This window comes from Burkholderia sp. BCC1047, assembly GCF_902833155.1.
Taxonomy (GTDB): Bacteria; Pseudomonadota; Gammaproteobacteria; order Burkholderiales; family Burkholderiaceae; genus Burkholderia; species Burkholderia sola.
Map to the genome: position 1 here is coordinate 23,251 of NZ_CADFEH010000042.1, position 12,719 is coordinate 35,969.

Annotated in this window: 9 protein-coding genes; 6 read left to right on the forward strand and 3 right to left on the reverse strand. The window is 62.8% G+C overall.

The features are described 5' to 3' along the window. Positions 1-37: 37 nt before the first annotated feature. The 3 genes from HWX55_RS31095 to HWX55_RS31105 all read left to right on the forward strand — a co-directional run bounded on the left by HWX55_RS31095 (position 38) and on the right by HWX55_RS31105 (position 4,746). Entirely contained in the window at positions 38-1,738 is a 1,701-nt protein-coding gene (locus tag HWX55_RS31095) for a tryptophan 7-halogenase (protein ID WP_175978488.1), read from the forward strand. A gap of 24 nt (positions 1,739-1,762) precedes the next feature. Further along, the gene (locus tag HWX55_RS31100; RefSeq protein ID WP_175978519.1) at positions 1,763-2,857 is read left to right on the forward strand and encodes a Rieske 2Fe-2S domain-containing protein; all 1,095 of its coding nucleotides are present in this window, start codon (positions 1,763-1,765) and stop codon (positions 2,855-2,857) included. A 320-nt stretch (positions 2,858-3,177) separates the two neighbouring features. Then, the gene (locus tag HWX55_RS31105; protein ID WP_175978520.1) at positions 3,178-4,746 is read left to right on the forward strand and encodes a methyl-accepting chemotaxis protein; all 1,569 of its coding nucleotides are present in this window, start codon (positions 3,178-3,180) and stop codon (positions 4,744-4,746) included. A gap of 278 nt (positions 4,747-5,024) precedes the next feature. On the opposite strand, the gene HWX55_RS36435 is transcribed toward HWX55_RS31105, so the two are convergent. Next, positions 5,025-5,153: a helix-turn-helix domain-containing protein gene (locus HWX55_RS36435; RefSeq protein WP_175978521.1), complete on the reverse strand. Its 129-nt coding sequence runs from the start codon at positions 5,151-5,153 to the stop codon at positions 5,025-5,027. A 3-nt stretch (positions 5,154-5,156) separates the two neighbouring features. After that, positions 5,157-5,669: an Lrp/AsnC ligand binding domain-containing protein gene (locus tag HWX55_RS31115; RefSeq protein WP_175978489.1), complete on the reverse strand. Its 513-nt coding sequence runs from the start codon at positions 5,667-5,669 to the stop codon at positions 5,157-5,159. 170 nt (positions 5,670-5,839) lie between these two features. Between HWX55_RS31115 and HWX55_RS31120 the strand changes: the two genes are divergently transcribed. Continuing rightward, positions 5,840-6,856, forward strand: coding sequence for a 1-aminocyclopropane-1-carboxylate deaminase (locus HWX55_RS31120; RefSeq protein ID WP_175978490.1), 1,017 nt, complete (start codon positions 5,840-5,842; stop codon positions 6,854-6,856). Positions 6,857-6,938: 82 nt separating this feature from the next. Next, positions 6,939-9,623, forward strand: coding sequence for an alpha-ketoglutarate dehydrogenase (mdeB, locus tag HWX55_RS31125; protein ID WP_244140682.1), 2,685 nt, complete (start codon positions 6,939-6,941; stop codon positions 9,621-9,623). A 635-nt stretch (positions 9,624-10,258) separates the two neighbouring features. On the opposite strand, the gene HWX55_RS31130 is transcribed toward mdeB, so the two are convergent. Further along, positions 10,259-11,155: a LysR family transcriptional regulator gene (locus tag HWX55_RS31130; protein ID WP_175978492.1), complete on the reverse strand. Its 897-nt coding sequence runs from the start codon at positions 11,153-11,155 to the stop codon at positions 10,259-10,261. 133 nt (positions 11,156-11,288) lie between these two features. Between HWX55_RS31130 and HWX55_RS31135 the strand changes: the two genes are divergently transcribed. Then, a complete protein-coding gene (locus HWX55_RS31135) occupies positions 11,289-12,713 on the forward strand; it encodes a M20 family metallopeptidase (RefSeq protein ID WP_175978493.1) in 1,425 nt (474 codons plus the stop codon). Positions 12,714-12,719 lie beyond the last annotated feature (6 nt).

A 12,719-nucleotide genomic window follows, 5' to 3' on the forward strand; every position in this document is an offset into this window, starting at 1 on the left:
CGGCCATGTGTTCCATCTCACCAGGAGAGTTTGCCCCATGACTCAGCAGAGCCCCGCGAACGGGCGCGACAACAACCACTACGACGTGATCATCCTCGGCTCGGGCATGTCGGGCACGCAGATGGGGGCCATCCTGGCCAAGCAACGGTTTCGCGTGTTGATCATCGAGGAATCGTCGCATCCGCGCTTCACGATCGGCGAATCGTCGATCCCCGAGACGTCGCTGATGAACCGCATCATCGCCGATCGCTACGGCATTCCGGAGCTCGACCACATCACGTCGTTCTATGCGACGCAGCGTTACGTCGCGTCGAGCACGGGCATCAAGCGCAACTTCGGCTTCGTGTTCCATAAGCCCGGCGAGGAGCACGACCCGAAGGAGTTCACGCAATGCGTGATTCCCGAGCTGCCGTGGGGGCCGGAGAGCCACTATTACCGGCAGGACGTCGACGCGTACCTGTTGCAAGCCGCCATCAAGTACGGCTGCACGGTTCGCCAGAAGACGAGCGTGACCGAATACCATGCCGACCAGGACGGCGTCGCGGTGGCCACCGCCCAGGGCGAACGCTTCACCGGCCGGTACATGATCGACTGCGGCGGCCCGCGCGCGCCACTCGCGACCAAGTTCGGGCTGCGCGAAGAGCCGTGCCGCTTCAAGACGCACTCGCGCAGCCTCTACACGCACATGCTCGGGGTCAAGCCGTTCGACGACATCTTCAAGGTCAAGGGGCAGCGCTGGCGTTGGCACGAGGGAACCTTGCACCACATGTTCGAGGGCGGCTGGCTCTGGGTGATTCCGTTCAACAACCATCCGCGGTCGACCAACAACCTGGTGAGTGTCGGCCTGCAGCTCGACCCGCGTATCTACCCGAAAACGGACATCCCCGCGCAGCAGGAATTCAACGAATTCCTCGCACGGTTCCCGAGCATCGCGGCGCAGTTCCGGGATGCCGTGCCGGTGCGCGACTGGGTCAAGACCGACCGTCTGCAGTTCTCGTCGCGCGCGTGCGTCGGCGACCGCTACTGCCTGATGCTGCACGCGAACGGGTTCATCGATCCGCTGTTCTCCCGTGGGCTCGAGAACACCGCGGTGACGATCCACGCGCTCGCGGCGCGCCTGATCAAGGCGCTGCGCGACGACGACTTCTCCCCCGAACGCTTCGAGTACATCGAGCGCTTGCAGCAGAAGCTGCTGGACCACAACGACGACTTCGTCAGCTGCTGCTATACGGCGTTCTCGGACTTCCGCCTGTGGGACGCGTTCCACAGGCTGTGGGCGGTCGGCACGATCCTCGGGCAGTTCCGGCTCGTGCAAGCGCATGCGAGGTTCCGCGCGTCGCGCGACGAGCGCGCCCTCGATCATCTCGACGACGATCCGCCGTACCTCGGGTATCTGTGCGCGGACATGGAGGGGTACTACCAGTTGTTCAACGACGCCAAGGCCGAGGTCGAGGCCGTGAGCGCCGGGCTCAAGCCGGCCGGGGAGGCCGCGGCGCGGATTCACGCCCTCATCGACGAACGCGAATTCGCGAAGCCGATGTTCGGATTCGGGTATTGCATCACCGGCGCCAAACCGCAGCTCAACAACTCGAAGTACAGCCTGCTGCCGGCGATGAAGCTGCTGCACTGGACGCAGACCAGCGCGCCGGCGGAGGTGAAGCGGTACTTCGACTACAACCCGATGTTCGCGCTGCTCAGGGCGTACGTCACGACCCGCATCGGCCTGGCGCTGAAGTAGTCGACCGACCCCGGAATGAAAATGATAGACGACGTTCAATTGAATCAAGTGCGTGCCAGCGAGCATCCGTCGGCGGCGTATGACGCGACCACGCGCGTGGCCGCGAGCTGGTACGTCGCGATGCGTTCGGACGACCTCAAGGACAAGCCGACCGCGTTGACGCTCTTCGGCCGCCCGTGCGTCGCGTGGCGCGGCACGACGGGCCGCGCCGTGGTGATGGACCGCCACTGCGCGCATCTTGGCGCGAACCTGGCCGACGGGCAGATCAAGGATGGGTGCATCCAGTGCCCGTTTCACCACTGGCGGTACGACGAGCACGGCCAGTGCGTGCACATACCCGGCCACAGCGCGGCGGTGCACCGGCTGGAGCCGGTGCCGCGCGGGGCGCGCCAGCCGACGTGGGTCACCGTGGAGCGGTACGGCTACGTGTGGGTCTGGTACGGCTCCCCGCAGCCGCTGCACCCGCTGCCCGAGATCGCCGCGGCCGACGTCGACAACGGCGACTTCATGCATCTGCACTTCGCGTTCGAGACGACGACGGCGGTGTTGCGGATCGTCGAGAACTTCTACGACGCGCAGCACGCGACCCCCGTCCACGCGCTCCCGGTCTCGGCCTTCGAGCTCAAGCTCTTCGACGATTGGCGCGAGTGGCCGGAGGTCGAGTCGCTGGCGCGGGCGAGCGCGTGGTTCGGCGCCGGGATCGACTTCACCGTAAACCGGTACTTCGGGCCCCTCGGCATGCTGTCGCGCGCGCTGGGCCTGAACATGTCGCAGATGAACCTGCACTTCGACGGCTACCCCGGCGGGTGCGTGATGACCGTCGCGCTGGACGGCGACGTCAAGTACAAGCTGCTCCAGTGCGTGACGCCGGTGAGCGACGGCAAGAACGTCATGCACATGCTGATCTCGATCAGGAAGGTGGGCGGCGTCCTGCGGCGCGCGACCGACTACGTGCTGTTCGGACTCCAGACGAGGCAGGCCGCGGGGTACGACGTCAAGATCTGGAACGGGATGAAGCCGGACGGCGGCGGCGCGTACAGCAAGTACGACAAGATCGTGCTCAAGTACCGCGCGTTCTACCGGGGATGGGTCGACCGCGTCGGCTCGAGCGAGCGGTAACGCGTGAGTTGGCGGCGCTGGCCGGCTGGTGTCGGTCGCGCCGTTTCGTCCGGCGCTCGCGAACCGCGGCGCACTGAGCAACCGCGTGTCGCCTTCATCACGTCCGACGTAATATTTTTCGCAGCAACCGATAAAAAGATAATACGCCCTTGATCGTTTGCGAGGACGGAGAGTCACCCGATGCGGCTGCGTGTCGGGGCAAGCCGACCGATATGGCCGGCCATCTTGCGAAATGTCTCTTCCGGCGGGGAGTGCGTACATTACAGTAAGGTTGCTTGCGTGCCGACATAACGAACAACAACACACGGGGGGAAGCAAGCATGGGCTCCATGACAGTCGGCAGGAAGCTGGGCGCAGCATTCGGTATCGTCGTACTCATATCGTTGATCGGCAGCGCGATCTCGATCGTCAATTTCCTGAAGCTGAATCAGGCGAATGGCTGGAACGTTCATAGTTACCAGGTGCTGCGAGCGAACGACGACATGCTGACCAGCATGGTCAACATGGAGACGGGGGTGCGCGGCTACGTGGCCTCGGGGGATGACCGGTTTCTGGAGCCCTATAAGGCCGGCCTCAAGCAGTTCGCCACGTCGTTCGATGTCGTGCGCAGCCTTACTGCGGACAATGCAACGCAACAGCGTCGTCTCGAGACACTGCGCGACATGCATCGGAAGGTCGCGGAGATCGACGACAAGCTGATCGCCATGCGGCGTGACGTCAATGCCGGTGCGCAGCCTGCCAACGTGCTGATCGACTACTTCAAGCAGGGCGACGACAAGCAGTTCATGGATCGCTATCGAGCCGTGGCCAACGAACTGAACGAGGCCGAGCAGTCGCTGCTCGATCAGCGTTCAGGGGACGTGGCGAGCTTGACCGCGTTGACCAAGTTGACGCTCGCGGCAGCAGGCGTCATCACCGTCATCCTGTCGATCGTGCTCGGAACCGTCATCACGCGCGGCATCATGCGGTCGCTCGGCGGCGAGCCCGCCGACGCCGCGATCGTGGCCGAGCGTATTGCCGAAGGCAATCTCGAAGCACCCGTGCCGGTCGCGCCGAACGATCGCGGCAGCCTGATGGCGTCGCTCGAATCGATGCGGCGGCAACTGAGCGGCATCGTGTCGGAAATTCAGTCGACCGCGGAATCGATCACGACTTCGGCCGGCGAAATCGCGCAGGGGAATCTGGATCTTTCGCAGCGAACGGAAGAGCAGGCGGCTTCGCTCGAGGAAACGGCGGCCAGCATGGAGCAGTTGACCGCGACGGTTCGTCAGAATACGGAAAACGCCAGGCAGGCGAATGCGCTTGCGGGCAGTGCCTGCGAGGTCGCGATGCGCGGTGGCGAAGTGGTGAACCAGGTGGTCGACTCCATGCGCGCGATTTCGAGCAGTTCGGGCAAAGTGGCCGAAATCATTGCCGTGATCGAAGGGATTGCGTTCCAGACGAACATCCTCGCGCTGAACGCGGCAGTCGAGGCCGCGCGTGCGGGCGAGCAGGGGCGCGGATTTGCGGTGGTGGCCGGCGAAGTGCGCACGTTGGCGCAACGCAGCGCGAACGCGGCCAAGGAAGTCAAGGACCTCATCACGGGTTCGGTGGAGAGCGTGGCGCAAGGGTCGCAGCAGGTCGAACGCGCGGGCACGACCATGTCGGATATCGTGCTGTCCGTGCGGCGAGTGACCGACATCATGAGTGAAATCGCATCGGCGTCGGGCGAACAGGGAACGGGCATCGAGCAGGTCAACGTCGCCGTGGGCCAGATGGACTCGGTCACGCAGCAGAACGCGGCGCTCGTGGAGCAGGCATCGGCGGCCGCGCAGGCGATGGCGCAGCAGGCAACCACGCTGCGCGAGGCGGTCGGGGTATTCAGGATCGGTCGCGCGCTCGCGCACTGACGGGCTCGGTTTCGGTGCTTCGCCGGAAGCCGACGCGAGCGGGCGCCGAGCCGCTCGTGCGGCGATGCTTTCGTCGATCGAAGCAGTTTGCCGCAGGATGTTCAGGGAAAGGCAGGGCGACGGTATCGAGGTTGCGGGTGACGACGACGTCATGCACGCATGTCGTTTCGCCGCGCTTCAAGCGCGGATGAATGTTGTCGCAAGCACTCTACAGATTGCCGGCAACGCGGCAGCAGGAGTGTCAACGCGCCCGGACACGCGCGTCCGGAAATCCGACGCTATCCGATGTCGAGGCTCGCCATGCGCGTATACGGAGACCGGCGGCTCATGCCGAGCCGCTTCGCCGCTTCCGCGCGATTGTCGCCGGTGCGTTCCGGCGTGCACAGGAGACGGCCCGCCCGTCTCAGCCGCTATATGGCGATCTGCGTCGAAGAAAAAACCTGTTTGAGCACCATGAAAGTCCGGATCTGACGCACGCCGGGCAGATAAAGCAGTTGCTCGGCATGGAGCCGGTTGAAGCTTTCGCTGTCGCGCGTGCGCAGCATCATGAAGTAGTCGAACTCGCCGGTCACCACGTGGCATTCCATGCAGCCGGATACGTTCTGCGCCGCCTTTTCAAACGCGGCAAAGGATTCGGGGGTCGATCGATCCAGCACGACCCCGATGATCACGACCATGCCCGCGTCGAGGGCCGGCGCGTTGAGCAACGCGACGATTCCTCGGATCAAACCCAGGCTCTTGAGCCGTTCGACGCGGCGCAAACAGGCCGGCGCACTCAAATTCACCTTCGCGGCCAGCGCGACGTTCGAGATCGACGCGTCCTTCTGAAGGGCGCGCAGGATCGCTTTGTCCGTACGGTCAAGTTCGACGTGGCTCGCGTCAGCCGCGCGCGATTTGTCGAGCAATTTTGTTGTCGATTTCATCGATTCGGAAAAATTTGCGTTCGTGGAGGTGGGGAAAATTGTATTTCAAAGCACGGAGGAGCGAATATGTTTGCAACCACGTTTCGAGGGTATTTCACTAGAATTTCTTCGTGCCCGGTCGCCCTGACGACAGGCGTCCGAACCCACCGCCCACCTTTCGGAGAACCTCCGTGAACCTCGATCGCTTTCCCCGCCACAAGCTGACCTTCGGACCCACCCCCATTCATGAGTTGCCGCGCCTCAGCAAGGAACTGGGCGGCAAAGTGCATCTCTATGCAAAACGCGAAGACTGCAACAGCGGCCTCGCGTTCGGCGGCAACAAGACCCGCAAGCTCGAGTACATCGTGCCGGACGTGCTGGCGAGCGGCGCCGACACGCTGGTATCGATTGGCGGCATCCAGTCGAACCAGACACGTCAGGTCGCGGCAGTCGCGGCTCATCTTGGCCTGAAATGCGTGCTGGTTCAAGAAAACTGGGTCAACTACTCGGACGCGGTGTATGACCGCGTCGGCAACATTCAGATGTCCCGCATGATGGGCGCCGACGTTCGGCTGGTGAGCGACGGCTTCGATATCGGCATTCGCCCGAGCTGGGAACAGGCGCTGGAGAGCGTTCGCAACGCGGGCGGGAAGCCGTATCCGATCCCCGCCGGTTGTTCCGAGCATCGGCTGGGTGGCCTGGGGTTCGTCGGTTTCGCGGAGGAAGTGCGCGCCCAGGAAACTGAACTCGGATTCAAGTTCGACTACATCGTCGTGTGTTCGGTGACCGGAAGCACGCAGGCCGGCATGGTCGTCGGGTTCGCGGCGGATGGACGCGCGGATCGCGTGATCGGTATCGATGCGTCGGCCAAACCCGAGCAGACGCGCGAGCAGATTCTTCGCATCGCGCGCCAGACCGCCGACCTCGTGGAACTCGAGCGGCCGATCGAGGACGCGGACGTGGTGCTGGACACGCGCTACGGCGGCCCTGAATACGGCCTTCCGTCGGAAGGGACGCTCGAAGCGATTCGACTGTGCGCGAAGACCGAGGGGATGTTGACCGACCCGGTTTACGAAGGCAAGTCGATGCACGGGATGATCGACAGGGTGCGCCGGGGCGAGTTTCCGGAAGGGTCCCGGGTCTTGTATGCGCACCTCGGCGGCGTCCCCGCATTGAACGCCTACAGCTTCCTGTTCAAGAACGGTTGAGGGTGGGCCGCGTTCCGGCTGCAACTAGAGTCAGAGTCGGAACGCGCGTGCATATCGCCAATTCGGGGTGCCAAGTATGGACATGCAGAATCGACTTTCGACCAGCACGATGACGGATCCCGACCCGGAGGAACTCCGGGAATGGTGCGACGCGCTCGATGGCGTGTTGCATGCGTGGGGCGGCGATCAAGGCAACGCACGTGCACGCCATCTTCTCGATTCGTTGTTGGCGCATGCACAGGCCCGTCGCGTCGGGTGGCGGCCGCCGTTGGTCACGCCGTACGTCAATACCGTGGCGCCCGACGAGCAGCCGGCCTATCCGGGCGATCTGCACATCGAGCGGCGGATCGCGGCGTTGATACGGTGGAACGCGCTCGCGATGGTGGTCCGCGCGAACCGTGCGCAGGGGGAACTGGGCGGACACATTGCCAGCTATGCTTCCGCCGCGGATCTGTTCGAGGTCGGTTTCCAGCATTTTTTTCGCGGCCCGGATGCGGTGCACGGCGGCGATCTGGTGTTCTTCCAGGCACACTCTGCGCCGGGCGTCTACGCTCGCGCGTTTCTCGAGGGACGACTGTCGGAAGAATCGCTGTCCCATTATCGCCAGGAGATCGTGGCGGAGGCGCGCGGCATCCGGGGATTGAGTTCCTATCCTCATCCCTTCTTGATGCCGGACTTCTGGCAGTTCCCAACCGGATCGATGGGGCTCGGGCCGCTCAACGCCATTTATCAGGCGCGGTTCATGCGGTACATGGAAAATCGCGGCTTGAAGGTGCACGGCGAGCGTCGCGTGTGGGGTTTTTTCGGCGATGGAGAAATGGACGAGCCCGAGTCGATCGCCGCGTTGACACTCGCGGCTCGCGAGCGGCTCGACAACTGCATATTCGTGATCAACTGCAATCTCCAGCGACTGGATGGGCCGGTTCGCGGCAACGGCCGGGTCATCGACGAGCTCGAGGCGTTGTTCGCCGGCGCCGGATGGAACGTCATCAAATGCATCTGGGGCTCCGAGTGGGATGCGTTGCTCGGCCGCGATCATGAGGGTGTGCTCGAACGCGCTTTCGCGAATACCGTCGATGGCGATTTTCAGACGTTGTCGGCTAATGACGGCGCATTCAATCGCGAGACGTTCTTCAGCCGGACGCCGGAACTGCGAGCGCTGGTGGATTCGTTGTCCGACGACGACATCGCGATGCTTCGGCGCGGCGGGCACGATCCCGTGAAAATCCATGCCGCCTTTGCCGCGGCGTCGGTCAGGAATGGTCGACCGTCGGTTGTGCTTGCCAAGACCATGAAGGGCTATGGCATGGGCACGATCGCGCAGGGGCGCATGACGACGCATCAGCAGAAAAAGCTGGAGCGGGACGACCTGATCGCATTTCGGGATCGATTCGCGCTGCCGCTTTCCGACGAAGCGGCAGCGGAAGCGCGGTTTTATCGGCCGCCGCACGATAGCGACGAGCTGCGGTACTTGCGGGAGCGTCGCGAGACGCTTGGCGGCTATCTGCCTCGGCGACGTGCGGCATCCGAGCGACTGGTGGTGCCCGAACTGGCGAGCGTCGCGGGCTTCTCCCTGAATGCGGACGGAAAGGTCATGAGTTCGACGACCGCCTTCGTCAGGCAACTCGGTGCGCTGCTCAAGGACGCCAACCTTGGCCCGCGATTGGTTCCGATCGTGGCGGACGAGGCCCGAACGTTTGGCATGGCGAATCTTTTTCGACAGGTCGGAATCTACGCGCCGTTCGGGCAGTTGTACGATCCGGAAGACAATTCGTCGATGCTCTCGTATCGTGAAGCGTCCGATGGGCAAATTCTCGAGGAAGGCATCACGGAGGCAGGGGCCATCTCGTCGTGGACGGCCGCTGCGACGAGCTACGCCGTGCACGGTGTTCCGATGATGCCGTTCTATATTTACTACAGCATGTTCGGGTTTCAGCGTATCGGCGATTTGATCTGGGCGGCGGCTGATCAGCGAGCCAGGGGGTTCCTCATTGGCGCCACGTCAGGTCGCACGACGCTCGGCGGGGAAGGATTGCAGCATCAGGATGGCTCGAGTCATCTGCTCGCGTCGACGATACCGACGTGTCGGGCGTACGATCCGTCGTTTGCCGGTGAGCTGGCGGTGTTGGTCGACTATGGGTTGCGGCGCATGCTGGTCGATGCGCACGACGAGTTCTATTACGTCACCGTCACTAATGAGAACGTCGCGCAACCTAGTATTGATGATGCGTCGCGTGAAGGGATCGTGAAAGGCATGTATCTGTTTCGACAGGGCGGCCGCTTTCAGAGGCGGGTTCAGTTGTTCGGCAGCGGCGCGATCATGGGGGAGGTGCTCAAGGCGGCGGACGAACTCGAACGGGTACATGGAGTGTCTGCCGACGTCTGGAGTGTTACCAGCTATGTCGAGCTGGGGCGCGATGGCGCGCAATGCGAGCGGGAATGGCGGCTTGGGTCTGGCGATATCGGGGAGGCGTGGATTGCTCGCCAGCTGAGTGCGACGGTTGGGCCGATTGTCGCTGCGTCCGACTACGTGAAAGCGCTTCCGGAAATGGTGCGTGCGTATATTCCCGAAGGGCGGCGGTATGTCACGCTCGGGACCGATGGGTTTGGTCGGAGTGATTCGCGGGCGCAGTTGCGGCGGTATTTTGAGGTGGACGCCCAAGCTGTCGTGCAGGCAAGCCTGCGGGCCTTGGAGGGGCAGGGGGCGGGGAATGAGGTTCGCGAGCAATCGGGTGCTTCTAATGTCGTCGGGTTGGTGGCGCACTAACGGTGGGATACCGGTTGAATATGTGCGTGGGTCGTTGTTTTAGGCGCGCTTCGTACGCTTGTCGTTGAACCTGTTTTGCTATCGGTCTATTAGTGTCGCCCCTGCGCGGGGCGGCGGTCACTTTTCTTTGTCTTCCAAAGAAAAGTAACCAAAAGAAAGGCGCGTCCTTGGGCGGACGGCAAAGGAGGTTCTGCTCAGGGGCGTGGTTTCTTTGTTGCCGCAGGTCGTGGGATTTGGGAATGGTGGTGACAACAGTTTTGCTATCGGTCTGCTAGCGTCGCCCCTGCGCGGGGCAGCGGTCACTTTTCTTTGTCTTCCAAAGAAAAGTAACCAAAAGAAAGGCGCGTCCTTGGGCGGACGGCAAAGGTGGTCCTGCTCAGGGGCGTGGTTTCTTTGTTGCCGCAGGTCGTGGGATTTGGGAATGGTGGTGACAACAGTTTTGCTATCGGTCTGCTAGCGTCGCCCCTGCGCGGGGCGGCGGTTACTTTTCTTTGTCTTCCAAAGAAAAGTAACCAAAAGAAAGGCACGTCCTTGGGCGGACGGCAAAGGTGGTTCTGCTCAGGGTCGTGGTTTCTTTGTTGCCCAGGTCGTGGTGTTCGGGACTGGTGTGACACCGGTACGAAGTCGCCACGTACCTAGTCGGTCGTATGCAATTGCTTCACCAATTCGCCAATGAAGTCGGTCAATACGGTCGACAACACTCTTCCGGTCAGGGTCTGGATCTGGACCGCACGCAACGACATGCCCGGATGATCGATCGGTATCGCTACCAGGCCGTCCGTCGCCAGACGCGCCTGCACCGTCAGGCGGCTCGTCAAGGACACGACCCCCGACATTCGAGTGAATGCATACAGGGTGCTCGAGTTGTTGCAGGTCAGGACGGGCTCGAAGAGAAGATTCTCCAGGCTCGCCGTCGTATCGAAAAGCCGACGGATCGTCGTGCCGCGGTCAAGCAGCGCAATCGGAAAACTCCGCAACTCGGCCATCGATACCGTCGCACGACCGGCCAGCGCGTGAGAACGCGGCATGACCGCGCAAATAGGCGCGCTCTGCGTGTACTCGACGTTGATCTCCGGCTCTCGTACGACACCAAAAGTCAGGCCGATATCCGCTTCGCCGCTCCGGACGTGTGCCGTCACCTCGCTCGGCGCAGTCACTGCCACCTCGAAAGTGGTGCCGGGCGACTTTTCCAGAAATTGCGTGATGGCGCGAGGGAGAACATCTCGCGCAAACGCCTCCGACGTCGAGACGCGGATCGTGCTCCGATCGAACGAGTTCAGCGCCTTGATCTCCTCGATCACCTGCTGACCTTCGAGCAGGGTTCGTCGGACATGCGCAGCCAACAACTCCCCGGCCTTGTTGGGGACCATGCCCCGCGCCTGACGCTCGAACAGCGGGCAGCCAACCTCCTCCTCGAGCTTCGTAATCTGACGGCTGATCGCCGAGATCGAAACGTGCAGCTTCTCGGACGCCTCGCTCAGCGAACCGGTGTTGGCAACGGCAAGGAAGTATCGGAGTGCAGCGTTGTGCATGACGGCCGCCAAGTTTGCGTTATTGGAAAGCAGGGCACGCAAAAAAGTCAATTGTAGTGCGCGTTTTGGCTCCGTACGCTTGATCCATCAAGGTTGAACAAACCGCTCTTCCACGATACTCGCGAGGATCACCATGACGCGCCACCAAGCAATCGACTCTGCCACAACATATTTCGATTCGGGGGGATTCCTGAAAGATCTCGCGCGGCGCGTCCACATGATGACGGAAAGTCAGGATTCCGGAAGGGCCGGCGAGCTTCGCGCCTACCTCGTCGACGAGATCGCCCCATCGATCGACCGTATGGGTTTTGAGTCTCGTATCGTCGAGAACCCGGTCGAGGAGAGCGCGCCGTTCCTGATTGCGACGCGTATCGAGGAGCCCGCGCTTCCGACGATCCTGATGTACGGGCACGGCGATGTCGTCCGCGGCTATGACGGACAGTGGAAGGACCGGATGTCGCCCTGGAACGTTACGGTCGAAGGAGACCGATGGTTCGGGCGCGGCACGGCGGACAACAAAGGGCAACACACGATCAACCTGGCCGCGCTGGAGCAAGTCATCGAGGCCAGGAATCGACGGCTGGGCTTCAATGCGACGCTGCTGCTCGAGATGGGAGAAGAGACCGGATCGCCCGGGCTACGTGCAGTCTGCGAGCAGAACAAGGACCTTCTCGCAGCCGACGTTCTGATCGCGTCGGATGGCCCGCGGGCCAGAGCGAACGTGCCGTGTGTTTTTCTCGGGTCGCGCGGGTTCGTCAACTTCACGCTTTCCGTCCGGCTCCGGTCGGGCGCCCATCATTCCGGAAATTGGGGAGGGGCGCTCGGCAATGCCGGAACCGTACTCGCGAACGCGATTGCGTCACTCGTCGACCGGCGCGGGCGGATCCTCGTCGACGCGCTGCTGCCGACGTATATTCCGGCCGCGGTACGAACTGCGCTGAAGAATATCAGCGTCGGTGGCGGGCCCAACGATCCTCATGTCGATGCCGATTGGGGCGAAGCTGGTTTGACGGCCCAGGAGCGTGTCTACGCATGGAACGCGCTTGAAGTACTGGCCTTTACCACCGGTAACCCGACCAGCCCGGTCGGCGCGATTCCGCCCGTTGCGCACGCGCATTGCCAACTCAGATACGTCGTCGGTACGGATGGCGAGCGCATCGAAGAAGTGCTGCGGCGTCACCTCGACGCGTGCGGGTTCGACCGGGTCGAGGTGGCAATCGGCGAGCGAATGGGCGCCACGCGCCTGCCCCCGGAAGATCCGTGGGTCGCATGGGCGCTCGATTCGATCGAGCGGACGACCGGCAAGCATCCGGATTTGCTTCCGAATCTTGGCGGGTCGCTGCCCAACGACGTCTTTTCCGAGGTGCTGGGCCTTCCGACGATCTGGATTCCGCACTCGTACGGCGCCTGCTCGCAACACGCCCCGAACGAACACCTGCTTGGAAGCGTCGCGCGTGAGGCGCTGCAGGTCATGGCCGGCATATTTTGGGATCTCGGGGAGTCGGCATCCGCCGTCCGGGATCGACGCAACGAAGGAGCGCTTGTCGTCCAGGCATAAGCCGCC